The organism is Sphingomonas phyllosphaerae (assembly GCF_029623345.1).
In the GTDB taxonomy this organism is placed as follows: domain Bacteria; phylum Pseudomonadota; class Alphaproteobacteria; order Sphingomonadales; family Sphingomonadaceae; genus Sphingomonas; species Sphingomonas phyllosphaerae_C.
In genome coordinates this window covers 167437-193831 of sequence record NZ_JAPYKH010000005.1, presented here as the reverse complement: position 1 = coordinate 193831, position 26395 = coordinate 167437, and the positions used below count along the sequence as shown (strand labels likewise).

General features: G+C 69.3%; 20 protein-coding genes. 11 read left to right on the top strand and 9 right to left on the bottom strand.

What is annotated here, in order from left to right; all coding sequences use genetic code 11:
* Positions 1 to 13: 13 nt before the first annotated feature.
* The 3 genes from rpoD to QBJ89_RS07320 form a co-directional block, all read right to left on the bottom strand.
* Complete coding sequence (rpoD, locus tag QBJ89_RS07330) at positions 14 to 2050, bottom strand: RNA polymerase sigma factor RpoD (protein WP_277979866.1); 2037 nt, start codon at positions 2048 to 2050, stop codon at positions 14 to 16.
* On the bottom strand, positions 2050 to 3945 hold the full coding sequence (gene dnaG, locus QBJ89_RS07325) for a DNA primase (RefSeq protein ID WP_277979865.1): 1896 nt from the start codon (positions 3943 to 3945) through the stop codon (positions 2050 to 2052). Before dnaG ends, rpoD begins: the two co-directional genes overlap by 1 nt.
* Before the next feature lie 285 nt (positions 3946 to 4230).
* On the bottom strand, positions 4231 to 4686 hold the full coding sequence (locus QBJ89_RS07320) for a GatB/YqeY domain-containing protein (protein ID WP_277979864.1): 456 nt from the start codon (positions 4684 to 4686) through the stop codon (positions 4231 to 4233).
* A gap of 95 nt (positions 4687 to 4781) precedes the next feature.
* Between QBJ89_RS07320 and carA the strand changes: the two genes are divergently transcribed.
* The 3 genes from carA to greA all read left to right on the top strand — a co-directional run bounded on the left by carA (position 4782) and on the right by greA (position 9929).
* Entirely contained in the window at positions 4782 to 5954 is a 1173-nt protein-coding gene (gene carA / locus QBJ89_RS07315; protein WP_277979863.1) for a glutamine-hydrolyzing carbamoyl-phosphate synthase small subunit, read from the top strand.
* Between the two features lie 78 nt (positions 5955 to 6032).
* Positions 6033 to 9377: a carbamoyl-phosphate synthase large subunit gene (gene carB / locus QBJ89_RS07310; RefSeq protein WP_277979862.1), complete on the top strand. Its 3345-nt coding sequence runs from the start codon at positions 6033 to 6035 to the stop codon at positions 9375 to 9377.
* 75 nt (positions 9378 to 9452) lie between these two features.
* A complete protein-coding gene (gene greA / locus QBJ89_RS07305) occupies positions 9453 to 9929 on the top strand; it encodes a transcription elongation factor GreA (protein ID WP_132907901.1) in 477 nt (158 codons plus the stop codon).
* Between the two features lie 201 nt (positions 9930 to 10130).
* On the opposite strand, the gene rsmA is transcribed toward greA, so the two are convergent.
* The 4 genes from rsmA to QBJ89_RS07285 form a co-directional block, all read right to left on the bottom strand.
* Positions 10131 to 10958: a 16S rRNA (adenine(1518)-N(6)/adenine(1519)-N(6))-dimethyltransferase RsmA gene (rsmA, locus tag QBJ89_RS07300; RefSeq protein ID WP_277979861.1), complete on the bottom strand. Its 828-nt coding sequence runs from the start codon at positions 10956 to 10958 to the stop codon at positions 10131 to 10133.
* A 17-nt stretch (positions 10959 to 10975) separates the two neighbouring features.
* Positions 10976 to 11953: a 4-hydroxythreonine-4-phosphate dehydrogenase PdxA gene (pdxA, locus tag QBJ89_RS07295; protein ID WP_277979907.1), complete on the bottom strand. Its 978-nt coding sequence runs from the start codon at positions 11951 to 11953 to the stop codon at positions 10976 to 10978.
* Between the two features lie 34 nt (positions 11954 to 11987).
* Positions 11988 to 13382 carry a peptidylprolyl isomerase gene (locus QBJ89_RS07290; RefSeq protein WP_277979860.1) on the bottom strand — a complete coding sequence of 465 codons (1395 nt, stop codon included), beginning with the start codon at positions 13380 to 13382 and terminating at the stop codon, positions 11988 to 11990.
* 111 nt (positions 13383 to 13493) lie between these two features.
* Positions 13494 to 15737, bottom strand: coding sequence for an LPS-assembly protein LptD (locus tag QBJ89_RS07285; protein ID WP_277979859.1), 2244 nt, complete (start codon positions 15735 to 15737; stop codon positions 13494 to 13496).
* A gap of 145 nt (positions 15738 to 15882) precedes the next feature.
* On the opposite strand from QBJ89_RS07285, the gene QBJ89_RS07280 reads away from it, so the two are divergent.
* The 4 genes from QBJ89_RS07280 to QBJ89_RS07265 all read left to right on the top strand — a co-directional run bounded on the left by QBJ89_RS07280 (position 15883) and on the right by QBJ89_RS07265 (position 18833).
* Entirely contained in the window at positions 15883 to 17337 is a 1455-nt protein-coding gene (locus QBJ89_RS07280; protein ID WP_277979858.1) for a leucyl aminopeptidase, read from the top strand.
* 5 nt (positions 17338 to 17342) lie between these two features.
* Entirely contained in the window at positions 17343 to 17810 is a 468-nt protein-coding gene (locus tag QBJ89_RS07275; RefSeq protein WP_277979857.1) for a DNA polymerase III subunit chi, read from the top strand.
* Positions 17811 to 17884: 74 nt separating this feature from the next.
* Positions 17885 to 18307, top strand: coding sequence for a nucleoside-diphosphate kinase (gene ndk / locus QBJ89_RS07270; protein ID WP_277979906.1), 423 nt, complete (start codon positions 17885 to 17887; stop codon positions 18305 to 18307).
* Position 18308: 1 nt separating this feature from the next.
* A complete protein-coding gene (locus tag QBJ89_RS07265) occupies positions 18309 to 18833 on the top strand; it encodes a GNAT family N-acetyltransferase (protein WP_277979856.1) in 525 nt (174 codons plus the stop codon).
* Positions 18834 to 19038: 205 nt separating this feature from the next.
* On the opposite strand, the gene purN is transcribed toward QBJ89_RS07265, so the two are convergent.
* On the bottom strand, positions 19039 to 19620 hold the full coding sequence (purN, locus tag QBJ89_RS07260) for a phosphoribosylglycinamide formyltransferase (protein ID WP_277979855.1): 582 nt from the start codon (positions 19618 to 19620) through the stop codon (positions 19039 to 19041).
* Positions 19617 to 20708 (bottom strand): phosphoribosylformylglycinamidine cyclo-ligase, encoded by a 1092-nt coding sequence (gene purM, locus QBJ89_RS07255; protein ID WP_277979854.1) that lies wholly within the window; start codon positions 20706 to 20708, stop codon positions 19617 to 19619. The genes purN and purM overlap by 4 nt, the downstream gene beginning before the upstream one ends.
* A 63-nt stretch (positions 20709 to 20771) precedes the next feature.
* Between purM and QBJ89_RS07250 the strand changes: the two genes are divergently transcribed.
* The 4 genes from QBJ89_RS07250 to QBJ89_RS07235 are packed head-to-tail and all read left to right on the top strand — an operon-like array spanning position 20772 to position 26306.
* Complete coding sequence (locus tag QBJ89_RS07250; RefSeq protein ID WP_277979853.1) at positions 20772 to 22016, top strand: heavy-metal-associated domain-containing protein; 1245 nt, start codon at positions 20772 to 20774, stop codon at positions 22014 to 22016.
* The gene (locus tag QBJ89_RS07245) at positions 22013 to 22633 is read left to right on the top strand and encodes an HdaA/DnaA family protein (RefSeq protein WP_277979852.1); all 621 of its coding nucleotides are present in this window, start codon (positions 22013 to 22015) and stop codon (positions 22631 to 22633) included. Before QBJ89_RS07250 ends, QBJ89_RS07245 begins: the two co-directional genes overlap by 4 nt.
* Positions 22630 to 24810 (top strand): RNA degradosome polyphosphate kinase, encoded by a 2181-nt coding sequence (locus QBJ89_RS07240; protein WP_277979851.1) that lies wholly within the window; start codon positions 22630 to 22632, stop codon positions 24808 to 24810. The genes QBJ89_RS07245 and QBJ89_RS07240 overlap by 4 nt, the downstream gene beginning before the upstream one ends.
* A gap of 5 nt (positions 24811 to 24815) precedes the next feature.
* Positions 24816 to 26306, top strand: a complete 1491-nt coding sequence (locus QBJ89_RS07235; protein WP_277979905.1) for a Ppx/GppA family phosphatase — start codon at positions 24816 to 24818, stop codon at positions 26304 to 26306.
* Positions 26307 to 26395: the final 89 nt, after the last annotated feature.

Here is a 26395-nt window from a genome sequence, read left to right as displayed (position 1 = left end):
AGCGGGTACGCGATCACTGATCGAGGAACGAACGCATCTTGCGGCTGCGGCTGGGGTGCTTGAGCTTGCGCAGCGCCTTAGCCTCGATCTGCCGGATACGCTCACGCGTTACCGAGAATTGCTGACCGACCTCCTCCAGCGTGTGGTCGGTGTTCATGCCGATGCCGAAGCGCATGCGCAGCACGCGTTCCTCACGCGGGGTGAGCGAGGCGAGCACGCGCGTCACCGTCTCCTTGAGGTTCGCCTGGATCGCGGCATCGACCGGGATCACCGCGTTCTTGTCCTCGATGAAGTCGCCGAGGTGCGAGTCCTCCTCGTCGCCGATCGGCGTCTCGAGGCTTATCGGCTCCTTGGCGATCTTCATCACCTTGCGCACCTTCTCGAGCGGCATGCTCAAGCGTTCCGCCATCTCCTCGGGCGTGGGCTCACGACCCTGCTCGTGGAGGAACTGGCGGCTGGTGCGGACCAATTTGTTGATCGTCTCGATCATATGGACCGGGATGCGGATCGTGCGCGCCTGGTCCGCGATCGAGCGCGTGATCGCTTGGCGGATCCACCAGGTCGCGTAGGTGCTGAACTTGTAGCCGCGGCGATACTCGAATTTATCGACCGCCTTCATCAGGCCGATATTGCCTTCCTGGATGAGATCCAGGAACTGCAAGCCGCGGTTGGTGTACTTCTTGGCGATCGAGATCACGAGGCGGAGATTGGCCTCGACCATCTCCTTCTTGGCGATCCGCGCCTCGCGCTCGCCCTTCTGCACCATGTTGACGATGCGCCGGAACTCGGCGAGCGCCATGCCGGTCTGCTGGCTGATCTCACTGATCTCGGTGCGGATGCGGTCGATCGCAGGCGCCTCGTTGGTGGCGAAGGCGGCCCATTTCTTGTCGCGCCCGCGCACCGCCTCAAGGAAGCCCTCGTCGAGCTCATGGCCCATATATTGGTCGAGGAAGTCCTTGCGGTTCACCTTGTGCCGCTCGGCCAGCCGCAGCATCTGCCCGCCCAGCGCGGTGAGGCGCCGGTTGTAGCTGTAGAGCTGATCGACCAGATACTCGATCTTGCTCTGGTGGAACTGCACGCTCTCCACCTCGGCGGTGAGCTCCTCGCGCAACTTCTGGTACTTGCGCTCCTGCGCGTCGGAGAGATCCGCGCCCGACGCCATCGCGTCGAGCCGGCTCTCCTGCATCTTCGAGAAGTTGCGGTAGATCGCGGTGATGTTGGCGAACTTCTCGAGCGCGAGCGGCTTGAGCGTCTCCTCCATCTGGGCGAGGCTGAGGGTGTTGTCCTCTTCCTCGTCGTCGGACGGCCGCGGCGTGCGGCGCTCGGTCATGTCGTCTTCGTCGTCGGCAGGGGCTTCCTCGGGCTCCTCCTCCTCCTTGAACGACGGGCCGGTGCTCGACTCGCTGATCTCGCCGCTGTCGTCCTCGGCGCCCTCGACCTGCTCGGCCGACGGGCCCTTGGACAGCATCGCGTCGAGATCGACGATCTCGCGCAGCTGCATTGTGCCTTCGTTGAGGGCGGTCGACCAGTCGATGATGGCGTTGAACGTGATCGGGCTCTCGCACAGCCCGAGGATCATCGTGTCGCGCCCGGCCTCGATGCGCTTGGCGATCGCGATCTCGCCCTCGCGGCTGAGCAGCTCCACCGCGCCCATCTCGCGCAGGTACATGCGCACCGGGTCATCGGTGCGGTCGATGATCTCTTTCTTCTTGGCCTCGGGGGCAGGCGCGGTGCCGTCTGAATCGCTGTCACCGTCGACCGGCTCGGCCTCGTCGTCGTCGGCGCGCTCCTCGGGCTCGCCGTCCTCGCCGGCTTCCTCGTTCTCGACGATGTTGACGCCCATCTCGTTGAGCGCGGACATGACATCCTCGAGCTGGTCCGAGGACATCTGATCTTGCGGCAGCGCCTCGTTGAGCTGGTCGTAGGTGATGTAGCCGCGCTTCTTGGCGCGCGCGATCAGCTTCTTGACGCTCGCGTCGTTGAGATCGATCAGCGGAGCATCGGCCACTTCCGCGCCCTCGTCACCACCGCCACCGTTCATCTTCGCCATCAATCGTCCTCAAGTCCAAGCGCGCGAGCGTCTTCGTTTGCCTGCACCAGATTTGCAAGCCGCTCATCCAGCGCACGTTGTTCGTTCACCAATGCCACTTGTCGTTCGAACGCCTCGGCGGTGAAGCGCGCCTTCATCGCGGAAGTTGCTTCCGCCAGCGCCGCATCGACCTCCGGCCGGGCGACCAGGATCGCAATCGCCTCATCGAGGTCATCGCGCGCCTGCTTCTCGTCGCCGCCAGCTCGCGTGAACGAATAGGGCATCGTATCGGCTCTCAAGAGGTCATGCGCGACCGTATCGAAACCGGATCGCGCCAATATGGTGACCAAGCGCCCGCTATCAAGCGGATCGCCGCGACGATCCTCCAGCGCGACATCGACCACCGCCTCGAACAGCCGCCCGAGCGCGCCCTCGGCGAGGCGGAGGCCGCCGAGCACTTCCATGTGACGCGCGATCTCGGCGGGGTGGCGGATCAGACCTGCGAGCACCGCCTTGGCGAGCACGCGATCGATCCCGCCGGCGGCGCCGACGCGTTTGGCGTCCTCGGTGACGGGCGGGGGCGGGGGTGTCCACTTCTGTCCGGGGCGGCGCTGCGCCATTGGATAGAAGGGCGTGCGCTGCTGGAACGGCTGGCGGTTGCGCGCGAACTGCTCGTCGAAGCGGTGGCGAAACTCGGCCTGGTATTCGGCGCGGACGCTCGGGTCGGTGATCGACTGGACAAGCTCTCCGAGGCGGCGCTTGAAGCCGGCGCGCTGCTCGGGCGTGGTCAGCGGCTCGGCGGCGAGCTCGTGCTGCCACAGCCGGTCGACCAGCGGCTGCGCCGAGCGCACCAGCGGCTCGAACGCGCCCGGACCCCGCGCGCGCATCAGATCATCAGGATCCTGCCCCTCGGGCAGCGTGACGAAGGCGAGGCTTCGCCCCGGCGCGAGCAAGGGTAGCGCCCGCTGGGCCGCGCGGATCGCGGCTTTCTGGCCGGCGGCGTCGCCGTCGAGGCAGACATAGGGCACGTCGACCACGCGCCACAACCGCTCGAGCTGCGCCTCGGTCAGCGCGGTGCCGAGCGGCGCTACCGCTTCGCCAATGCCGTGCTGCGCCAGCGCGACCGCGTCCATATAGCCTTCGACCACGAACAGCCGCTCAGCCTTACGTGCGGCCGCGGCGGCGCGGTCGAGATTGTAGAGCGTGCGGCCCTTGTCGAAGAGCGGGGTATCGGGCGAGTTGAGGTATTTCGGCTCGCCCTCGCCGATGATGCGCCCGCCGAACGCAATGACGCGTCCGCGCGGGTCGCGGATCGGGATCATCAGCCGGCCGCGGAACCGGTCATAGGGCTCCTTGCCCTCGACCTGGATCAGCAGCCCGGCCTCGATCAGCATGGCGTCGCCGAAATCCTTGAGCGCGGCGCGGAGCCGCGTGCGCGAGTCGGGCGCGTAGCCGAAGCCGAAGCTGCGCTGCGTCGTCGTGCTCACCCCGCGCTGGTCGAGCAGCGCGCGCGCCGCGGCACCCTCGCTGCCGCCGAGCTGCTGCGTGAAGAAGTCGGCGGCGGCCTGCATGACGTCGTGGAGCGACTTGGCACGCTCGGCACGCTCGGCCGACTGGCGGTCCTGCGCGGGCATCTCCATCCCCGCGGCGGCGGCGAGTTCCTTGATCGCGTCGATGAAGGGCAGGCCCTGGTGGTCGGTCAGCCAGCGGATCGCGTCGCCGTGCGCCGAACAGCCGAAGCAGTGATAGAAGCCCTTGTCGTCGTTGACGTAGAAGCTGGGAGTCTTCTCGTTGTGGAAGGGGCAGCAGCCCTTCGACTCACGCCCGGCGCGGGTGAGCTTGACCGTCTTGCCAACCAGCGCGGTGAGCGAGGTGCGAGCGCGCAGCTCGTCGAGGAAGGCGGGGGTGAGACTCACCGCTGCATTATACCCCCTTATGGCGCGGGATCGCGCGAGGGGCAATGTGTCGCGGTGGGACGGGGTGTTCTGGCTCACATTGGCCGTCGACCCGGCACCTCCGCTCCCGTCATCCCGGACGTGTTCCGGGATCCACCGGGCCGCGGATCCCGAAAGCTCTCCCCCGCGGAGCAATGGATCCCGGATCAAGTCCGGGTTGACGGAAGGCGCGCGCAGGGCAGGGCGAAGCGCTCGAACCGCTCTGCGCTTGCGCGCGCCCGTGCGACCCTCACTCCGCCCGCGATCTCACCCCGCCAGCGCCGCCTTCACCAGCGCGCTCGCCTTGCTCATGTCGAGCGTGGTGGCGTGGCGCGCCTTCAGCTCGGCCATCACCCGGCCCATATCCTTCATGCCGGCCGCCCCCAGCTCGGCCTTGATCGACTCGATTGCGGCGCGGGTCTCGTCCTCGCTCATCTGCTGCGGCAGGAAGCGCTCGATCACCGCCACCTCGGCCTGCTCCGCCGCGGCCAGCTCGGGGCGGCCGCCCTGCTCGTACATCGCGATCGACTCGCGGCGCTGCTTCACCATCTTCTGCAGCACCTCGACCACCACCGCGTCGTCGTCCGCCGGTGCCGCGCCGGTGCGCAGCTCGATGTCGCGATTCTTCACCGCCGCCTGGATCAGCCCGATGGTGGCGCGCGCCGCCTTGTCGCCCGCCTTCATCGCCGTGATCTGCGCGGCCTTGATGTCGTCCCGAATCATACCCGTGTCCTTAACCGATTGACGCGTCCGGCGCGCGTCTCTAGCGGGCGGGGCTTAGCGACATTGCCGACCCACACAAGGAGTGCCCGCCTGCCATGGCCGACGCCACGTTTCCGCACGCGCCCAGACCGGATGGAGCGACGGGCGTTCTCGTCCTCGCCAGCGGCGAGGTGGCGTGGGGTCGCGGTTTCGGCGCGACTGGCCAGGCGGTCGGCGAGGTGTGCTTCCACACCGCCATGACCGGTTACCAGGAGATCATGACCGACCCGAGCTTCGCGGGTCAGATCATCACCTTCACCTTCCCGCACATCGGCAATGTCGGCGCCAATCCCGACGACGTCGAAGCCGACAATCCGCACGCGCTCGGCATGATCGTACGCGAGGACCCGACCGCGCCGAGCAACTTCCGCGCGATGGAGCATCTCGCCGGCTGGATGGAGCGGCACGCGCGCATCGGGCTCGCGGGCGTGGACACGCGCGCGCTGACCCGGCGCATCCGCGGCGGCGGGGCGCCGACCGGCGTGGTGGCGCACGCGCCCGACGGGCAGTTCGACCTCGACCTGCTGCTCAAGCTGGCGCGCGGCTGGCCCGGGCTGGAGGGCATGGACCTCGCCAAGCATGTCACGCGCGAGACGCACGGCAGCTGGGAGGGCGGCATCTGGCGGCTCGGCTTCGGCTATGACGGTGCCGGAGAGGGCGCGCGGCCGCACGTGGTCGCGGTGGATTACGGTAGCAAATTCAACATCTTCCGCAACCTCGTTCAGGCCGGAGCGAAGGTGTCGGTGGTGCCCGCGACGGCGACTTTCGACGATGTCATGGCGCTCGCGCCTGACGGCATCTTCCTCTCCAATGGTCCCGGCGACCCTGCCGCAACGGGCGACTATGCGGTGCCGGTGATCCGCCAACTGCTCGACACCGGCAAGCCGATGTTCGGCATCTGCCTCGGCCACCAATTGCTCGCGCTGGCGGTGGGCGCGCGGACGACCAAGATGTTCCAGGGCCATCGCGGCGCCAATCACCCGGTCAAGCGGCTGAGCGACGGCGCGGTCGAGATCACCAGCATGAACCACGGGTTCGCGGTCGAGCGCGAGACGCTGCCCGCCAACGCGCGCGAGACCCACGTGTCGCTGTTCGACGGCAGCAACGCCGGGCTCGAGCTGACCGACCGTCCCGCGTTCAGCGTGCAATATCACCCAGAGGCGAGCCCGGGGCCGCAGGACAGCCTGTATCTGTTCGAGCGGTTCGTGGCGGCGCTGCGCGCGGCCTGACGCCGCACGGTGACGACATAGCGGGCGGACGGCGCGCCGTCTCCCGAGACAAGAAGCCTTGAAGGCAGGACCTGACGCATGCCCAAACGCACCGACATTTCCTCGATCCTCGTCATCGGCGCGGGGCCGATCATCATCGGCCAGGCGTGCGAGTTCGACTATTCCGGCACGCAGGCGATCAAGGCGCTCAAGGAAGAGGGCTATCGCATCGTCCTGGTCAATTCGAACCCGGCGACGATCATGACCGATCCCGAGCTGGCCGACGCCACCTACGTGGAGCCGATCACCCCCGAGGTGGTCGCGACGATCATCGCCAAGGAGCGGCCCGACGCGGTGCTGCCGACGATGGGGGGGCAGACCGCGCTCAACACCGCGCTGGCGCTGTTCCGCGACGGCACGCTGGAGAAATACGGCGTCCAGATGATCGGCGCCGACGCCGAGGCGATCGACAAGGCCGAGGACCGGCTCAAGTTCCGCGACGCGATGGACAAGATCGGGCTGGAGAGCGCGCGCAGCCATATCGCGCATACCGAGGCCGAGGCGCTCGCCGGGCTCGACAAGGTCGGGTTGCCCGCGATCATCCGCCCCAGCTTCACCCTCGGCGGGACGGGCGGCGGCGTCGCCTACAACCGCGAGGAGTTCCTCGAGATCGTCCGTAAGGGGCTCGACGCCTCACCCACCACCGAGGTGCTGATCGAGGAGTCGCTGCTCGGCTGGAAGGAATATGAGATGGAGGTGGTCCGCGATCGCGCGGACAATTGCATCATCATCTGCTCGATCGAGAACATCGATCCGATGGGGGTCCACACGGGTGATTCCATCACCGTCGCGCCGGCGCTGACGCTGACCGACAAGGAATATCAGATCATGCGCAACGCCAGCATCGCGGTGCTGCGCGAGATCGGCGTCGAGACCGGCGGGTCGAACGTCCAATTCGCGGTGAACCCGAAGGACGGACGCCTCATCGTCATCGAGATGAACCCGCGCGTGTCGCGCTCCTCGGCGCTGGCTAGCAAGGCGACCGGCTTCCCGATCGCCAAGGTCGCCGCCAAGCTGGCGGTCGGCTACACGCTCGACGAGATCGAGAACGACATCACCGGCGCCACCCCGGCCTCGTTCGAGCCGACGATCGATTACGTCGTCACCAAGATTCCGCGCTTCGCCTTCGAAAAGTTCAAGGGCGCGCAGGCGATCCTGGGCACTGCGATGAAGTCGGTCGGCGAGGTGATGGCGATCGGGCGCAACATCCACGAGTCGATGCAGAAGGCGCTGCGCGGGCTGGAGACGGGCCTGTCGGGCTTCAACGATGTCGAGCGGCTCGCCGGTGCGCCGCGCGCCGAGATCGAGGCCGCGCTCGCCGCCCCGACGCCGGACCGGCTGCTCGTCGCCGCGCAGGCGCTGCGCGAGGGCTTCACCGTCGCCGAGGTGCACGCCATTGCCAAGTACGACCCCTGGTTCCTCGAGCGGATTGCCGAGATCGTCGCCGCCGAGGGCGAGGTCATGACCAACGGGCTGCCGATCGACGCGCCGGGCATGCGCCGGCTCAAGGCGATGGGTTTCTCTGACAAGCGGCTCGCCTGGCTTGCGCTGCAATCGGCCAATCTCCGCGGCATGGAGCGCGGCATCGCGCGCGGCTCGGGGCTGATCCACGAGGCGGTCAAGGCGATGACCGGTGGGGTGACCGAGGAAGAGGTGCGCCAGCGCCGCGTCAAGCTCGGCGTCCGCCCGGTGTTCAAGCGGATCGATACATGCGCCGCCGAGTTCGAGGCGAAGACGCCGTACATGTACTCGACCTACGAGGCGCCGATGTTCGGCGAACCCGAGAACGAGGCGCAGCCGAGCGACCGGCGCAAGATCGTGATCCTCGGCGGCGGGCCGAACCGGATCGGGCAGGGGATCGAGTTCGACTATTGCTGCTGCCACGCCTGCTTCGCGCTGGCGGAGCAGGGCTATGAGACGATCATGGTCAACTGCAATCCGGAGACGGTGAGCACCGACTATGACACCTCCGACCGGCTCTATTTCGAGCCGCTCACCGCCGAGGACGTGCTCGAGATCCTCCACGTCGAGCAGCAGTCGGGCGAATTGGTCGGCGTGATCGTCCAGTTCGGCGGTCAGACCCCGCTTAACCTGGCGCGCGCGCTCGAGCAGGCGGGGATCCCGATCCTCGGCACCTCGCCCGACGCGATCGACCTCGCCGAGGACCGCGAACGCTTCGCCGCATTGGTCAACCGCCTCAAGCTGCGCCAGCCCGCCAACGGCATCGCGCGCAGTCGCGAGGAGGCGCTCAACGTCGCCAACCGCATCGGCTATCCGGTGCTGATGCGGCCGAGCTACGTTCTCGGCGGACGCGCGATGGAGATCGTCGACAGCGACCAGCAGCTCGAGGATTATATCCAGACCGCGGTGCAGGTCTCGGGCGACGCGCCGGTGCTGATCGACCAGTACCTGCGCGACGCGGTCGAGGTCGACGTCGATGCGATCTGCGATGGTGACCAAGTGGTGGTCGCGGGCGTGCTTCAGCATATCGAGGAGGCGGGGGTCCATTCGGGCGACAGCGCCTGCTCGATCCCGCCTTATTCGCTCGCCCCCGAGATCATCGCCGAGATCGAGCGCCAGACCGAGGCGCTCGCTAATGGCCTGACGGTGCGCGGGCTGATGAACATCCAGTTCGCGGTGAAGGACGGGCTGGTCTACCTTATCGAGGTCAACCCGCGCGCCAGCCGCACCGTACCGTTTGTCGCCAAGGCAATCGGCGCGCCCATCGCCAAGATCGCGGCGCGCGTGATGGCGGGCGAGAAGCTCGCGAACCTGCCCGCGATCAACCGCGACATCGACTATTTCGCGGTGAAGGAAGCGGTGTTCCCGTTCAGCCGCTTCCCGGGCATCGACCCGGTGCTCTCGCCCGAGATGAAGAGCACGGGCGAAGTCATGGGAATAGATCGCGATTTCACCACAGCCTTCGCCAAGTCACAGCTCGGTGCGGGTACGGTGCTGCCGAGCCGCGGCGCGGTGTTCGTCAGCGTGAAGCAGGGCGACAAGGAGGCGATCGTTCCGGCAGTGCGCACGCTGGTAGAGGCTGGCTTCGTCATCGTCGCCACGACGGGTACGGCAGACCATCTCGAGCGCGCCGGGCTGCCGGTAGAGCGGATCAACAAGGTGGCGCAGGGGCGACCGCACATTGTCGACCGCATCAAGGACGGCAAGATCGACCTGATCTTCAACACCACCGAAGGATGGCAGAGCCTCAAGGACTCGCAGCCGATCCGCGCCTCCGCGGTGAACGGGAAAATCCCGTATTTCACCACCGCATCGGCCGCCGTGCAGGCGGCTGCCGCGATTGGCGCCGGAGTGGCCGGCAATTCCGGGAGCAAGCTTGAAGTGCGTCCGCTGCAGGCCTATTATTCGCAGCCGCACAACTGATCCCCAGACAATCCGGATGGTGCGGGCGATCGCGACGACGCGACCGCTCGGGGGGTGTTATTCGAAGGATAGACGATGGCGACGGTCGAGAAGATGCCGATGCTGCAGGAGGGCTATGAGAAGCTGAACGCTGATCTCAAGCGCCTCAAGACCGAGCGGCCGCAGATCGTCGACGCGATCGAGGAAGCGCGAGCGCACGGCGATCTCTCGGAGAATGCGGAATATCACGCCGCCAAGGAGCGCCAGGGCCAGATCGAGGCGTCCATCGCCGACATCGAGGACAAGCTCAGCCGCGCGCAGATCATCGACCCGCGCGATCTGTCGGGCGACAAGATCGTGTTTGGCGCCACCGTCACGCTGATCGACGAGGACGACAAGCCGGTGCGCTATCAGATCGTCGGCCAGACCGAGGCCGACGCGAAGACCGGTCGTATCAGCTACAACTCACCGCTCGGCCGCGCGCTGATCGGGCGCAGTGTCGACGACGAGGTCGAGGTCGCTGTGCCCGCGGGCGACCGGTATTATGTGGTGTCAAAGATCGAGTTCATCTGAAGCCACGTTATGGTCGACGCAGCACTGACCTTCAGCTGAGCTAGCGGCTCCCCGTCCTTGTTGCCCCGGCGCAGGCCGGGAACCAGGAGCGAAGACCTTCGCGCGGTCGGCTGCCATCCTTAACTGGACACCGGCTTCCGCCGGGGTGGCGGTTGTGGTGGAGTGGCAGCCGGCGTTGGTGGAGCGGCCCACCTCCGCAGCTCAGCCGCCCCGCTCACTATCCAGCCGCCGCGCCACCGCGACGAACTCGGCGACGCTGACCGTCTCCGCGCGCCGCGTCGGGTCGATCCCCTCCGCCTCGGTCGCGGCGATCGCGCCGGGCACGCCGCGCAGGCTCTGCCGCAGCATCTTGCGCCGCTGTCCGAAAGCCGCCGCGGTCAAGCGCTCGAGCGTCGCCAGCCGGACGCCCTCCGGCGCGTCCTCGGGCACGATATGAACCACCGCCGACATCACCTTGGGCGGCGGGGTAAAGGCCGAGCGGTGGACCGGCATCGCGATCCGCGCGCTGGCGCGCCACTGCGCGAGGACCGCGAGCCGGCCATAGGCCTCGCCGCCGACCGGCGCGACGATCCGCTCCGCCACCTCGCGCTGGAACATCAGGGTGAGCGACTGCCACCACGGGCGCCACTCGGCCGAGAGCCAATCGACCAGCAACGCAGTGCCGACGTTATAGGGCAGGTTGGAGACGATGTGCGGCGCGGTCGTGAACAGCGCGCGCGCGTCGATCACGGTGGCGTCGCCTTCGATCACCTCCAGCTGTCCCGGATACGCCGCGCCCAGTTCGGCCAGGGCGGGGATGCAGCGACGGTCGCGCTCGATCGCGGTGACGCGCGCGCCCGCGGCGAGCAGCGCGCGCGTCAGTCCGCCCGGACCGGGGCCGACCTCGAGCACCTCGGCGCTGGCGAGATCGCCCGGCACGCGCGCGATGCGGGCGAGCAGCTGCGAGTCGAACAGGAAGTTCTGTCCCAGCGCCTTGGACGCGTTAAGGCCGTAGCGCGCGATCACGTCGCGCAGCGGCGGAAGCGTCACCGACGCGGGCGCCTCGCTCACGCCACGGTGGCGCAGCGCGCGCGCTGGCGTGCCGCGGCGTCGGCCATCGCGATCGCGGCAATCGTCGCGCCGGGATGGGCCACGCCTTTGCCGGCGATGCCGAAGGCGGTGCCATGATCGGGCGAGGTGCGCACGATCGGCAGCCCCAGCGTGATGTTGACCCCGTCGTCGAAGTGAAGCGTCTTGAGCGGCACCAGCGCCTGGTCGTGGTAGCAGCACAAAGCCGCGTCATACTGTTCACGAGCGCGGGCATGGAACATCGTGTCGGCGGGGAAGGGGCCGCGCGCGTCTATCCCCTCCGCGACCAGTTGCTCGATCGCGGGGCGGATCACGTCGATTTCCTCGCGCCCCATCGTGCCGTCCTCGCCCGCGTGCGGGTTGAACCCCGCGAAGGCGAGCCGCGGCGCGTCGATCCCGAAGTTGCGCGTCAGCCCGCGCGCGGTCACGCGCGCCTTGGCAACGATCAGCTCGACGCTCAGCAGCCCCGACACCGTGGCGAGCGCGACGTGCGTCGTGATCGGCACCACGCGCAGCCCAGGACCGGCCAGCATCATCACCGCATTGTCGCGCGCGATACCGCAGCGCTCGGCGACAAACTCGGTCTGGCCGGGGTGGGTGAAGCCGACGCCGTAGAGCTGCGACTTGGACACCGGCCCGGTCACCAAGGCGCGGCCAGCGCCCGAGCGCACCAGCCCGGCGGCGAGTTCCAGCGCGTGCAGCGCGCAGCGCGCGCCGTCGGCGTCGGGTTGGCCCGGCACGATCTCGCCCCCGTCCTGCACGGTGAGCACCGGCAGCGCCTCGGCGAACACGCGGTCGACCGCGGCGAGGTCGCTCACCGGCGCTATCGGCCCGTCCCACACGCGTGCCACTGCGCGCACGTCGCCGACCGCGACGAACGGCGGGAGCGCGCGCGCCTCGCGTTCCATCCACGCCTTGGCGATCGTCTCGGGGCCGATCCCCGCGGGGTCCCCCATCGAGATCACGATCGGCTGGGTCACGCGTCGATCCTCAGCGATACTCGATCACCGCGTCGCGACGCAGGTCGCGGAGCGCCTGTTGCGCGCGCAGATTGACACGCTGTTGCTCGAGCTGGCTCTGCACCTGCTGCGCGCCGGGCAACTGGCCACCCTGGGCCTCGTCGCGCCCGCACAGCACCAGCGTACGGACGCCTTCGGTCGGCGAGCCGAACGGCGGGGTGGCCTGGCCGACCTGAAGGTTGACCATGATGTTCTGCAGCTGCGGCGGCAGGTCGCGGATGCGGATCGCGTCGTTGTTGACCACCTCGGCATTGAGCGTCGCGGCGACCTTGTCGACCGAGCCGCAGCCCTGCAGCTTCTGGATCGCCTCGGCGAAGGCGGAGGTGCGCGCGGTCGCCTGCGCCTGGGTGGTGCCATTGGGGAACTTGATCGTCAGCTGCTTCAGGCTGAGCCGCGAGTCGCGCGGGTCGGCGCTGCCGACGCGGCGCTTGTCGACGAGGTAGAGGATCGAGAAGCCGCCGGGCGTCGCCACCGGACCGGCGACCTGGCCGACCTGCATCGTCGTCGCCGTCTGGGCCAGCGCATCGGGCAGCTGCGCGGCGCGCACCCAGCCGAGATCGCCGCCGACGCCGCGGGTCGAGGCTTCGGAGAAGTTGCGCGCGAAATAGGCGAAGGGCGCCTTGCCCTGGCCGATCTCGGCGATCAGCTGGCGCGCGTTGGTGAACACCTGCTCCTGCCGGTCGGGCGTCGCGCCGAGATAGATCTCGTTGAGGTGGAACTCCTCGGTGCCCTTGGCCGCCTCGAGCCGGTCAAGGATCGCCTTCACTTCCTCGTCACCGACGTTGACGAACGGCTCGACCCGCTTGCTGAGATAGCGGCTCCACGCCAGCTCGCCCTCGATCTGACGGCGGATCGAACGGTCGGACGAGCCGTTCTCGCGCAGGAAGGCGGCGAACTGCTCGGGCGTCTTGCCGAAGTTGCGCGCGACGCGGGCGAAGCTCTGGTCGATCTGGTCCTTGGTGATGGTGACGTCGGCGGTCTTCGCCTGCTGGATCTCCAGCGTCTCATCGATCAGCTGGCGCAGCACCTGAAGCTGGAGGCGATCGCGCTCCTGATCGGACAATTTAACGTTATTGGCGGCGGCAACCAGCGCGACGCGCTGGTCGACGTCGGTGCGCGTGATCACTGCCTCGTTGACGATCGCGGTCGCCTTGCGGATGTTTGGATCGACGTTGCCGAACACCTGGAGGTTGGCGGGCAGGCCGAGCCCGGTCGGGTCGACGCCCTGCGCCTCCTGCTCGGCGCCGTCCTGATCGGCCCCGGCCGACTGAGCGGCGGTCTGCGCGATCGCCACGCCGGCCGTCCCCACCATCAGCAGCGCCGCCAGCAACCGGCGGGTCAGCGTCGCGCGCCTCGTCTTGATCATCACGTGTATCTCGAAATCCCTATCGCGTCGCCGCACGTCGATCGCGTCCACCACGGCTCCCGGACAAGGGCCGCAGCGGCCGTTCCTGCCCGGAGCGAACTGAACAGGGGCTTAGCGGCCGAGGTTCTTGAAGGAAAGCGTCAACAGGTAACTGTCGCCGCGGCGGGCATCGCCGACGGTGCGATAATCGCGCTTCCAGGTCATGCCCAATTCGAGACAATCGTCCTGATAAGCGACGCCGAGCCGGTGGCGGATCGGGGTGAAGCCGTCGGCCTGCGACAACGGGTCCTCGGCGCGGTCGGTGAGGTCGACCACCGCCGAGCCCCACAGCGACCAGAAGCGCGCGAAGGCGACGCGTCCGCCGGCGCGGACTTCCTCGCGGTCCTGCAGATCCTCCAGCTCGGTGATGTCGCGGTTGAGGCGGAGGTAGCCGACACTCGCGTAGGTGCGGCGCGAGCCGACCGTGGCGTCGAGTTCGTTGCGGCGCACCGCGAAGTTGTCCTTGTCGAGCCGGTAGCGGTGCGTGAGCGTGACGAACTCGCCGATCCGCACGTTGGTGCGACCGACGATGTCGGAGAAGCGGTCCGACAGGCCGGTGCCATCGGGCAGGATGCTCGGTCGCGAGTTGAGGCGGTAGCTCTGCCCGACGTTGGTGGTGATCGCAACGCCGGGCAGGTCGAGCGACCAGTCCGCGCCATAGGTCACGCGGCTCGAATCCTCCCAGCGGTCGTAACCCGGGAAGCGGTTGAGCGCGAACAGGTTGGAATCCTCCAGGTCGACCGCCCGCGCGTCTTCGTTGGGCACCTGGATGTTGCGCGTGCGCGGCGTCGCCACGACCTGGACCCGTGGCGAGAAGCGCTGCAACCCGCCGAACAGCTCGCCGACGAAGGGCCAGCGCACGTCGGCGGCGAGCGCGCCGATCGCGCGCGTCTGAAAGCCCTCGACGCCGCGATACTGGTCGACCGCGGTGGCGACCGTGTCGTCCGAATTATAGGCGTCGCCGCGGGCGTAAGCGGTCAGCGTGACTTCCTGACCCGCGACGGTGACGCCGCGCCAGTCCCAGCGCGCGCTGGCGAAGGCGCGCTGCGTGTCCTGGCCCGCCTTGCGCCCGATCGCGAGCGTGTTGAGCTGAAGCTGGAGCACGCCGCCGAGCGGCGCATCGGTGATGCGGCGGCGATAGTCCAGCTCGGGCAGCGCCACCGGTTGCATGCCCTGGCGGTCGCCGACGCGCAGCGTCTGCACCGCCCAGCCCGCGAGCGAGAAGTAGCTGTCGGTGTCGATCCGCTCGAGCGCGATCGTGGTGCGCAGCCGGTCGTCGTTGGAGATGTCGTAGCGGCGCAGGAAGGTGCGGTCGGTCACGATCCGCATCGAGCCCGAGATGCTCCAGTTGGGATCGAGCTGGAAGCGCCCGCTGCCGTCGAGATAGCCGCGGAAGGCGCGGGTCGTGTCCGAGATGAAGCCGCTCGAGAGGTCGTCGCTGCGCCGGCTGCTGGTGGCATAGCCCGCGATCGAATAAGCGCCGAGCTCGTTGACCGCGCTGTAGCGCGCCTCGAGCATCGGCACCTCGGACGAGAACAGGTGCGGCGCGATGACGAGCGAGCGGTTCGGGCCGAGCGCGAAGTTGAACGGCAGCACCAGCTCGGCGCCGTTGAGACGAGTGAGGCCGATCGACGGGGTGAGCAGGCCGCTATCGTTGCTCTGCGCAATTGAGTGGCTGAAGCGCGGCAGCGAGGGGCTGGTCAGGCCGAAGAGGTGGAAGCGCGCGCCCTCGTACGAGACACGCTGGCGGTCGGCGTCATAGGTCACTTTGACCGCGGTGATCTTCCAGGCGGGCTCCTTGGGGCAGCCGTCCGAGTCGGTCACCGCGCAGGGAGAATAGACCGCGTGGTCGAGATTGTAGATGCCGCTCGGCTCGCGCGTCCCGCGCAACGCGGCGAGCCGCCCGCCCTGCTCGAGCACCACCAGCAGATTGTCGACCAGGCCGTCGCGCAGCGTGTCGGTCAGCTCGATCGAGTCGCCATAAGCGATGTCGCCCTCGGGGTCGGTTACCGCGACATTGCCGGTCGCGACCACCTTGCCGCTCTTACGGTTCCATACCACGCGCTCGGCGCGCAGCCGGTCGGCGCCGCGCGTCATCCGCACCTCGCCGGTCGCTGTGACGATGTCGGCGTTGGTGTCATATTCGAGCGCGGCGGCGCTGAACTGCACCTGCTCGGTCTCGCTCGCGGGAGCGGGCGTAGGCGCCGCGGCGGCGGGCGTCGCCGGGGCGACTGGCGCGGCCGGTGCCTGCGCCGCGGCCGGTACGGTGGCGAGCAGCCACAGCGCGCCGCCGGCGAGAAGATCGTTACGCGTCACGTCGCTCCCGTTGCACCCCCGCGCGCGCGGCCGGGATGGCGACGGCGCAACGCCGCCCTATCGCATCGCACAGGCGCGGCTGCAACGCTTTGCCAGTTGACGCGCTCGGCCCTATTCAACGCGCATGATCGAGAAGGACAGTCGCATGAAGATCGCGTTCGCCGCCACCCGCCCCGACACCGCCCCCGCCGCGGGCGAGGTGCTGGTGCTGCCGGTACAGAAGGGCGGCGGCACCGCCGGGCTGGTCGAGGGTGCCGACGCGCTGCTCGCCGCGGCGGCCGCGGGTCAGCGTTTCGACGGCGAGGCAGGCGGCGCGGCCGAGCTGTTCGTCCCTGTGGAGGACGGCGCGCGACGCGTGCTGCTGCTCGGGGTCGGCGCGGGCGACGATGCCGCTTACGAGCGCGCCGGCGGGGCGCTGGTCGCGCGGCTGCTCACCAGCGGAGCCACCGCCGCGATGGCGGACCTCAGCGGCGCCGCGCCGCTGGCAGCGGCACGCTTCGCGGCGGGCGCGGCGCAGCGCGCCTGGCGCTTCGACGAATACCGCACCAAGCTCGCCGATAAACAGAAGCCCACGCTGTCGGCGCTCACCGTGGTGGGCAGCGATTCCGCCTGGCGCGACCGCGCCGCGGTGACCGACGGCGTGGCGCTCGCCCGCTTGCTCGCCACGCTGCCGCCCAACATCCTCTATCCCGAGACCTTCGTCGAGCGCGTGCTCGGAGCGGTGGACGGGCTGGGCCTCGAGGCGACGGTGCTGACCGAGGAGGAGATGCGCGCCATCGGCATGGGAGCGCTGCTCGGCGTCAGCCAGGGTTCGCGCCGCGAGGCGCGCATTCTCGCGCTGCGGTGGAGCGGTGGGGGGGAGGGTGTCCCACTCACCGCGCTGGTCGGCAAGGGCGTCACCTTCGACACCGGCGGCATCTCGATCAAGCCGGCGGCGGGCATGGAGGACATGAAGTGGGACATGGGCGGCGCCGCGGCGGTGGCGGGCGCGATGCTCGCGCTGGCCAAGCGCGGCGCCAAGGCCAATGTCATCGGCGTCATGGGGCTGGTCGAGAATATGCCCGACGGCAACGCGCAGCGGCCGGGCGACGTCGTCACCACCATGTCGGGCCAGACCGTCGAGGTGATCAACACCGACGCGGAAGGGCGACTGGTGCTGTGCGACTGCCTCACCTGGGTGCAGCGCGAGCACAAGCCCACGCGGATCGTCGACCTCGCCACGCTGACCGGCGCGATGATCGTCAGCCTCGGCAACGAATATGGCGGCCTTTTCAGCAACGACGACGCGCTGGCCGACGCGCTGCTCGCTGCCGGGCGCGCCTCGGGCGACCAGCTGTGGCGCTTTCCGCTCGCGGACGCCTATGACCGGCTGATCGACTCGCCGATCGCGGACGTGAAGAACGTCGGGCCGCGCGGCGCCGGCTCGATCACCGCGGCGCAGTTCCTGCAGCGCTTCGTTGACGCCGGTGTGGCCTGGGCGCACCTCGACATTGCGGGCATGGTCTGGGCCGACAAGGACGGGCCGACCTGGGCTAAGGGCGCGACCGGCTATGGCGTGCGCGTGCTCGACCGCTTCGTGGCGGACGCCTGCGAGCAGTGAGTGGGATGGCGGGCGACCCGAGCGAGCGGACGGTACAGGTGGATTTCTACCACCTGACCCGCATGCCGCTTGAGCGCGCGCTGCCGCAGGTGGCGGAGAAGGTGGTGGCGAACGGCGCGCGGCTGCTGATCGTCGCCGCCGAGGAGGCGCTGCGGCTCGCGATCGACCGGCTGCTGTGGAGCTACGCACCGTCAAGCTTTTTGCCGCACGCGCGGCTGGGCGAGGCGGACGACGGGCGCCAGCCGGTACTGATCGCGGGCGCGCTCGATGCCGCCAACGGCGCGCGCCACGTCGCGCTGGTTGATGGGGAGTGGCGCGACGACGCGCTCGACTTTGATCGGGTGTTTCACTTCTTCGCCGAGGATCAGATCGCGCCCGCGCGCGCGGCGTGGAAAGCGCTGGCGGACCATCCCCGCGTGACGCGGCGCTATTGGAAACAGAATGAGAGCGGGCGCTGGGAGCAGGCGGCGTAGCGCTTGCCTCGCGCCACGCCCCCGCCTAGGGGAGCGCCACTTCCCTTATCTATCAGCAGGAGCCCGTGACCGTCATGGCCGCGAACCGTACCTTTTCGATCATCAAGCCCGACGCGACGCGTCGCAACCTGACCGGCGCGGTCACCAAGATGCTCGAGGAGGCAGGGCTCCGCGTCGTCGCGTCCAAGCGCATCCAGATGACCAAGGAGCAGGCCGAGGGCTTCTACGCCGTTCACAAGGAGCGGCCGTTCTTCGGTGACCTGGTGAGCTTCATGATCTCGGGCCCGGTGGTCGTCCAGGTGCTAGAGGGCGAGGACGCCGTGCAGCGCAACCGCGACATCATGGGCGCGACCAACCCGGACAATGCCGCGCCGGGCACGATCCGCAAGGAGCTGGCCGAGTCGATCGAGGCGAACACGGTGCACGGCTCGGACTCGGACGAGAATGCCGCGATCGAGATCGCTTACTTCTTCAAGCCCGAAGAGATCGTCGGCTGAGATGACGGCGCCGGCATGGCGACTGCGTCGCGCCGGCGCCGGGGATACGGACGCGCTCGCGCTGGTCGCGGGTGCGACCTTCCTTGAGGCGTTCGCGGGCGTGCTCGACGGCGCCGACATCGTCGCCCACGTCGCGCGCAACAGCAGCGCGGCGGCGTTCGCGCGCTATCTCGACGGGGGCGCGGTGGCGACGCTGGCCGAGGTCGACCCTGGCGCGGCGCCGGTCGGCTACAGCCTGCTCACCCCGCCCGACCTGCCGGTGGCCCCGCTACCGGGTGATATCGAGCTCAAGCGGATATATGCGCTGGTGCCGTATCACGGTACCGGCCTCGGTACGGCGCTGATCACGCGCGCGCTCGACGACGCGCGGGCAACCGGATGCGGCCGCGTGCTGCTGGGCGTGTACGGCGGCAATCGGCGCGCGCACCGTTTCTACGAGAAGCACGGCTTCACGGTCGTGGGCGAGCGCCGTTTTCTCGTCGGCGCGACCTGGCACGACGATCGCGTGTACGGACGAGGGGTGTAGCTGAGCAGGACAGATTGAACGGTCGGCGAGAATCCGGCCGCCTAGACCCACGCCTGCCTTCATCCTGAGCTTGACTCAGGATTCACCCGGATCGCACAGGTGCCGAGTTGTCCGCGGCAAGCTGGATCCTGAAATAAGCTCAGGATGACGCCGGCGGGTGGGAGAGGGCGCGACGGCTCGCGAACAACCGCCTCGCTTCAACCACTCACCCCTTACGCCACGCCCCGTCTCGCACGAAGCGGGCCAGTACCCCGGGGTACAGCCGGTGCTCCGCCGCCAACACCCGCTCGGCCAGCGTGTCCGGCGTGTCCCCCGCTTCGATCGGCACCTCCGCCTGACCGAGCACCGCGCCGCCGTCGAGCTCCTCGGTGACGACGTGCACCGAGCAGCCCGCGACCGCGTCGCCCGCCGCGATCGCACGCGCGTGCGTGTCGAGCCCCTTGTACTTGGGCAGGAGCGAGGGATGGATGTTAATGATCCTGCCCCGCCAGCGCGCGACGAAATCGTCCGAGAGCAGGCGCATATAGCCCGCCAGCGCGATCACCTCGACGCCCGCGTCGTGCAGCGCCGCGTCGAGCGCCGCCTCATAGGCGGGCTTGCCGATGCCGCGCGGTGACAGCGCGAAGGTCGCGAGCCCCTGCGCACGCGCCCAGGCGAGCCCCGCCGCCTCGGGCTTGTCCGAGGCGACCAGCGCGATCTGATACGCCTCTCCTCCCGCTCCGGCGAGGGTGCGCATGTTCGAACCGCGGCCTGAGACCAGCACCGCCACCCGCACCGGCGCGCTCATGCGCGGTGAGTCGCGGTCCAGCCGGCGCGCGCGCTCCACGTCTCGGTCGAGCCCGAAACGGTGCAGCCGCGCTCGCCCGCCTCGATGCGACCGATCACGTGGACCGTCTCGCCCGCCTCGCGGAGCGCCGCGGCAACGGCATCGGCCTGATCCGCTGCCACCACGACCGCCATGCCGATGCCGCAGTTGAAGGTGCGCGCCATCTCTTCCGGCTCGATCGCGCCCTGCGCCTGCAGGAAGGCCATCAGCCGCGGCTGCTCCCAGGCATCGGCGTCGACCATCGCGTGCGTGCCCGCGGGCAGCACGCGCGGGATGTTCTCCAGCAGTCCGCCGCCGGTGATATGCGCGAGGCCCTTGATCCGGTGTGCGCGCAGCAGCGGCAGCAGACTGACGACATAGATACGAGTCGGCGCCATCAGGTGATCAATCAGCAATTCGTCCGGGTCGAACAACGCCGGGCGGTCGAGCTTCCATGCCTTGTCGGCGGCGAGTCGCCGTACCAGCGAGAAGCCGTTGGAGTGAACGCCCGAGGAAGCGAGGCCGAGAATGATGTCACCTTGCGCGATCGTTGTGCCGGTGAGCACGTCACCGCGCTCGACCGCGCCGACGCAGAAGCCAGCGAGGTCATAGTCGCCGACCTCATACATCCCCGGCATCTCCGCCGTCTCGCCGCCGATCAGCGCGCAGCCGGCGATGCGGCAGCCCTGCGCGATCGAGGCGACGACGCGCTCGGCGACCGCCGTATCGAGTCGGCCCGTGGCGTAATAGTCGAGGAAGAACAGCGGCTCGGCGCCTTGAACGATCAGGTCGTTGGCACACATTGCGACGAGATCGACGCCAACGCCCTCGTGCCGCTCCCATTCGATCGCGAGCTTGAGCTTGGTGCCGACCCCGTCGTTGGCGGCGACCAGCAGCGGATCGGTGAACCCGGCCGCGCGCAGGTCGAAGAAGCCGCCGAAGCCGCCCAGGTCGGCGTCGGCGCCGGGGCGGCGCGTCGCGCGGGCCAGCGGCGCAATCGCGCGAACCAGCGCATTGCCGGCGGCGATCGAGACGCCGGCCTGCTCGTAGGTGTAACCTTCGTTGCTCATGGCGACGCGCCTAGCCACATCGCGCTTGGATTTCCACGCCTGCTTCGCCAAAAGACGCGCGACATGCGACGCCTCCTTGCCATCATCGCCGTCGCGGCCGCGAGCGCGCTCGGCGCTGCCGCGGTCGTCGCGCAGATCGAAGGCGGCGACCGCGGCGTCGCCGCCGTGGACAGCTCGGACGATTTCGAGGTCAGCGGCGTGCGCGTCGACGTCTCGGGCCCCAACGCCGAGGCGGCGCGACTCGCCGGCTGGCGCGAGGCGCAGCGCAAGGGCTTCACCCAGCTGGCGCAGCGGCTCGGCGCGGGCGAGCGGACGCTGCCCGACGGCGCGCTCGACTCGATCGTGTCGAGCATCGTCGTCGAACAGGAGCAGATCGGGCCCAACCGCTATATCGCGCGGCTGGGCCTGCTGTTCGACCGCGCGCGCACCGCCGCGCTGCTCGGCGTCTCAGCCTATGTCGAGCGCTCGCCGCCGTTCGTCGTCGTGCCGGTGCAATGGGCGACCGGTGTGGGCACCGCGTTCGAGCAGCGCACTTTGTGGCAGGAAGCCTGGGCGCGCTTCCGCACCGGCGGCAGCACGATCGACTATGTCCGGCCGAGCGGCACGGGACCCGACCCGCTGCTGCTCAATCTCGGCGAGACGCAGCGTCCCGATCGCGGCTGGTGGCGCGCCGTGCTCGACCAATTTGGGGCGAGCGACGTGCTGATGCCGACTGCGCGGCTGACGCGGCAGTGGCCGGGCGGCCCGGTGGTAGGGAGTTTCGAGGCGCGCTACGGCCCCGATCATCGCCTGCTGCGCGGCTTCACGCTGCGCGTCGGCAGCGCGCGCGGGATCCCGGCGCTGCTCGACGAGGCGGTGCGGCGACTCGATTCGATCTACCAAGAGGCGCTGCGCGGCGGCGCGCTCGACCCCGACAGCGGGCTCAACCCGATCATGCCCGCGGCGACGCCGACGCCGATCGACCTCACCGACACGTTCGGTGATCTTACCGCGCCCGTCGCGATCGCGAGCAGCATCACGGTGCAGTTCGATACCCCCGACGCGAGTGCGGTGACCGGCACCGAGGGCGCTTTGCGTGGCGTGCCCGGCGTCTCTTCGGCGGCGACGACCAGCCTCGCGCTCGGTGGCGTCTCGCTGATGGCGGTGAGCTATGCGGGCACCCCCGAGGCGTTCCGCGCGGCGATGGAGGCGCGCGGCTGGCAGGTGTTCGGCAGCGGCACGACGCTGCGGATCCGGCGCGCGCCGCCCGGTGCCACCCCCGCGGCGTCCGCGCCCGCCGCCGCGCCGCCGCGCGGACCGGTGGGATGAGCCAGTTCGCGCTGCCGTTGGCGTTGCCCGTCGACGCGCGCGACGCCGAGTTCCTTGTCACCGATTCGAACGCTGCCGCGGTGCGGCTGCTCGATCACTGGGCCACATGGCCGGTGCGCACCGCGATCATCGCCGGCCCGCCGCGCTCGGGGCGCACGCTGCTGGGGCAGATTTTCGCGGCGCGCTCGGGCGGTCATTTCATCGACGATGCCGAGACCCGGGAAGAGGAGGCGCTGTTCCACGCCTGGAACCGCTCGCAGGAGCAACGCCGCCCGCTGCTGCTGCTCGCCGCGGCACTGCCGCCGACGTGGGCGATCACGCTGCCCGACCTGCGCTCGCGTCTCGCCGCCAGCCCGGCGGCGACGATCGGCGCGCCCGACGACGCGCTGGTGCGCGTGTTGCTCGAGCGGGGCTTCGCCCGGCGACACCTCGACGCGCGGCCCGAGTTGATCACCTGGCTTGCCGCGCGGGTCGAGCGGAGTCATGCCGCTGTCATCGATGCTATAGAGAGACTGGACCGCGCCGCACTGGCGGGTCGGCGCCGACTGTCGATCCCGCTGGCGCGCGAAACCCTCCAGCCCGACGCGGCGTTCACCGCGCAGAGCGACCAGCCATGACCCGACCGACCACCATCGCCCGCATCGACGCCGAGGACGTGCTCGACGATCCCTTCGTGGACCGTGACGGCGGCCGCTACTTCAATCGTGAGCTGTCGTGGCTGTCGTTCAACCGTCGCGTGCTCGACGAGGCCTGCAACCGCGCACATCCACTGCTTGAGCGGCTGCGCTTCCTCGCCATCTCGGGCGCGAACCTCGACGAATTCTTCATGGTGCGCGTCGCGGGGTTGAAAGGGCAACAGCTCCAGGACGTCGAGGCGCGCTCAGCCGACGGGCTCACCCCCGGTCAGCAGCTCGCCGCGATCGTCGCCGAGGCCGACTCGCTGATGGCGAGCCAGCAGGCGGTGTGGGGCGACATTCGCGCCGAGCTCGCCGAAGCTGGCATCGCGGTGCTCGGCAGCCACGCGCTCGCCACCGCGCTCGACGCCGAGCAGCAGGCGTGGCTCGAGACGCATTTCCACGAACAGCTTTTCCCGGTGATTACGCCGCAGGCACTCGACCCGGCGCACCCGTTCCCGTTTTTGCCCAATCGCGGCATGGCGGTGATGTTCGACCTGGTGCGCCGCTCCGACAAGGAGCCGATCCGCGAGCTGGTGATGCTGCCGCCGGGCATGCCGCGCTTCGTCCGCGTGCCCGGCGACGGGGCGCGCTACGTCGCCACCGAATCGATCCTCAAGCGCTTCGCGCCCGCGCTGTTCCCCGGCTATGACGTGCTCGGTGCAGCCGAGTTCCGGCTGCTGCGCGACAGCGACATCGAGATCGAGGAAGAGGCCGAGGACCTCGTCCGCTACTTCGCCAACGCGATCAAGCGCCGGCGCCGCGGCCGGGTGATCCGGCTCGAGCTGGAGACGGGCATGCCCGACACGCTCGCCGCGGTGCTGCGCGACGAGCTCGGCGGGGCCGACGCGATCGTCACCGAGACCGGCTCGTTCCTCGGCATCGGCGACCTGTCGCTGCTCGCCGACGAGGACCGGCCCGACCTCAAGTTCGTCCCCTTCACGCCGCGCTTCCCCGAGCGGATCCGCGAGTTCGGCGGCGACTGTTTCGCCGCGATCCGCTCCAAGGACATCGTCGTCCACCATCCGTACGAGACCTTCGACGTCGTGCTGGCCTTCCTCAAACAGGCGGCGAACGATCCCGACGTGGTCGCGATCAAGCAGACGCTGTACCGCGCGGGCAAGCAGTCCGCGGTGATCAGCGCGCTGATCGCGGCGGCGGAGGCGGGCAAGTCGGTGACCGCGGTGGTCGAGCTCAAGGCGCGGTTCGACGAGGAGCAAAATCTGCAATGGGCCAGCGCGCTGGAGCGCGCCGGCGTGCAGGTGGTCTACGGCTTCATCGACTGGAAGACGCACGCCAAGGTGGCGATGGTGGTACGGCGCGAGAACGGCAAGTTCCGCACCTACTGCCATTTCGGTACCGGCAACTATCATCCGGTGACGGCACGGATCTACACCGACCTCAGCTTCTTCACCGCCGACCCGCGCCTCGGTAGGGACGCGGCGCGGCTGTTCAACTACATCACCGGCTATGTCGAGCCAGGCGACATGGAGAAGGTCGTGCTCAGCCCGCGCAACCTGCGCGAGCGGCTGATACAGGACATCGACCGCGAGATCGCGCATGCTCGCGCCGGTCGCCCCGCCGCGGTCTGGGCGAAGATGAACTCGCTCGTCGATCCCACGATCATCGAGAAGCTCTACGAGGCGAGCAATGCCGGCGTGGAGATTGACCTGATCGTCAGAGGGATCTGCTGCCTCAAGCCGCGCGTGCCGGGCATGTCCGAGAACATCCGCGTCAAGTCGGTGGTGGGCCGCTTCCTCGAACACAGCCGCATCGCCGCCTTCGGCAACGGCGCCGCGCTGCCTAACGATAATGCGAAGGTCTATATTTCCTCCGCCGACTGGATGCCGCGCAACTTCGACCGACGCGTCGAATATCTGCTGCCGCTCGACAACGAAACGGTGCATGATCAGGTGCTCGATCAGGTCATGGTCGCCAATCTGATCGATAATGAGCAGAGCTGGGAACTTCAGCCCGATGGCAGCTACGTCCGCGTCGAGCCAGGAGACAAACCGTTCAACCTTCACCGCTATTTCATGGTCAACCCGTCGCTGTCGGGGCGCGGGGCGGCGCTCGACGGTGACGAGGTACCGGTGCTGTCGCTGAGGCGACGGCGTTGAGGCTGTTGCCGACGCGCCGGGTGCGGCGCCCGGCGGCCGTCGCAGGCGACGAGCCGCCGCGCACCGCGATCATCGATATCGGGTCCAACTCGATCCGCCTCGTGGTGTATCAGGGATCGCCGCGGCTGCCCTCGATCCTGTTCAACGAGAAGGTCCTCGCCGGCCTAGGGCGCAGCCTGGCGCAGTCGGGCGCGATCGACGCGCAGGCGATGGCGACCGCGCGCACCGCGCTTCAACGCTTCGCCGGGCTGGCGCGCGAGATGGAGGTGACGCGGCTGCGCACCGTGGCGACCGCGGCGGTGCGCGACGCGGCGAACGGCGACGAGTTGGTCGCGGTCGCCGAGGCGGCGGGCCTCGCCGTCGAGACGCTCCCCGGCGAGAAGGAGGCGGAGGCGGCGGGGCTGGGCGTGCTGTCGGGCATTCCCGACGCCGACGGCATCGTCGGCGATCTGGGCGGTGGCAGCCTCGAGCTGGTGCGCGTGCGCGGCGGTGCGCTGCACGAGCGCGCCTCCTTTCCGCTCGGGGTGCTGCGGATCGGCGCGCTGCGTGAGTCGGGACAGCTCGACAAGAAGGTAGGGGCGCTGCTCGCCGCGGGGGGCTGGAGCGCGGCCGGGCGCGATACGCCGCTGTATCTGGTCGGCGGATCCTGGCGCGCGTTGGCGCGGCTGGACATGGTGGTGACTCATTATCCGCTGCCCGTCATTCATCAATATGGCATGTCGTCGGACACGATCGCGCGGTTGCGGCGCACGCTGGCCCACGTCAACAAGGCGCGGCTGCGCGAGATCCCCGGCATCTCGGGCGGGCGCGTGCCCACACTCAGCGACGCTGCGGCGCTGCTCGCCGCGGTGCTGGGCCATCTCGGCAGCACGCAGACGATCGTCTCGGCCTATGGCCTGCGCGAGGGACTGCTCTACGACGAACTCACCGCCGAGGAGCGCGCGCTCGACCCGCTGGTGGTGGCGACGCGCGACGAAGGGCGGGTGAGCGGTCGCTTCCCGGAGCACGGAGACCTGCTCGACGCCTGGATCGCGCCGCTGTTCGCGGGCGAGGACGCGGGCGACGCGCGGCTGCGCACCGCCGCCTGTCACCTCGCCGACGTCGGCTGGCGCGCCAACCCGGATTTCCGCGCCGAGCGCGGGCTGGAGATCGCGCTTCACGGCAATTGGGTCGGCATCGACGCGCGCGGCCGCGCGATGCTGGGGCAGGCGCTGTGGACCGGGATGGGCGGCGCCGCGACCCCGCCACCGCCGCTGACGTTGCTCGCGGACGAGCCGTCGCTGCGGCGTGCCGCCGCCTGGGGCACCGCGCTGCGGCTGGGGCAGCGGCTCAGCGGCGGTGTGGCCGGGCCGTTGGCGCGCTCCTCGCTACGGGTCGAGGCGGGCGAGCTGGTGGTAACGCTGAGGGGCGACGATGCCGCGCTGTACGGCGAGACCGTGCAGAAGCGGCACAAGGTGCTCGCGCAGTTGCTCGGGTTGCAGCCGCGGCTGGGGTGAGGGCGGCTGAGGTGGGCGCGGGCTCTCCCTGCTTCCTACCAGGGTCATCCTGAACTTGTTAAAGGATCCACTCGTCCGCGTACCAGCGG

Bases quoted from the DNA above. Each gene is read 5' to 3' on its own strand.
- rpoD (WP_277979866.1), bottom strand. From the start codon at position 2,050: ATGGCGAAGATGAACGGTGGCGGTGGTGACGAGGGCGCGGAAGTGGCC.
- QBJ89_RS07320 (WP_277979864.1), bottom strand. From the start codon at position 4,686: ATGATTCGGGACGACATCAAGGCCGCGCAGATCACGGCGATGAAGGCG.
- carA (WP_277979863.1), top strand. From the start codon at position 4,782: ATGGCCGACGCCACGTTTCCGCACGCGCCCAGACCGGATGGAGCGACG.
- carB (WP_277979862.1), top strand. From the start codon at position 6,033: ATGCCCAAACGCACCGACATTTCCTCGATCCTCGTCATCGGCGCGGGG.
- greA (WP_132907901.1), top strand. From the start codon at position 9,453: ATGGCGACGGTCGAGAAGATGCCGATGCTGCAGGAGGGCTATGAGAAG.
- pdxA (WP_277979907.1), bottom strand. From the start codon at position 11,953: ATGGGGGACCCCGCGGGGATCGGCCCCGAGACGATCGCCAAGGCGTGG.
- QBJ89_RS07290 (WP_277979860.1), bottom strand. From the start codon at position 13,382: ATGATCAAGACGAGGCGCGCGACGCTGACCCGCCGGTTGCTGGCGGCG.
- QBJ89_RS07280 (WP_277979858.1), top strand. From the start codon at position 15,883: ATGAAGATCGCGTTCGCCGCCACCCGCCCCGACACCGCCCCCGCCGCG.
- QBJ89_RS07275 (WP_277979857.1), top strand. From the start codon at position 17,343: ATGGCGGGCGACCCGAGCGAGCGGACGGTACAGGTGGATTTCTACCAC.
- ndk (WP_277979906.1), top strand. From the start codon at position 17,885: ATGGCCGCGAACCGTACCTTTTCGATCATCAAGCCCGACGCGACGCGT.
- QBJ89_RS07265 (WP_277979856.1), top strand. From the start codon at position 18,309: ATGACGGCGCCGGCATGGCGACTGCGTCGCGCCGGCGCCGGGGATACG.
- purN (WP_277979855.1), bottom strand. From the start codon at position 19,620: ATGAGCGCGCCGGTGCGGGTGGCGGTGCTGGTCTCAGGCCGCGGTTCG.
- purM (WP_277979854.1), bottom strand. From the start codon at position 20,708: ATGAGCAACGAAGGTTACACCTACGAGCAGGCCGGCGTCTCGATCGCC.
- QBJ89_RS07250 (WP_277979853.1), top strand. From the start codon at position 20,772: ATGCGACGCCTCCTTGCCATCATCGCCGTCGCGGCCGCGAGCGCGCTC.
- QBJ89_RS07245 (WP_277979852.1), top strand. From the start codon at position 22,013: ATGAGCCAGTTCGCGCTGCCGTTGGCGTTGCCCGTCGACGCGCGCGAC.
- QBJ89_RS07240 (WP_277979851.1), top strand. From the start codon at position 22,630: ATGACCCGACCGACCACCATCGCCCGCATCGACGCCGAGGACGTGCTC.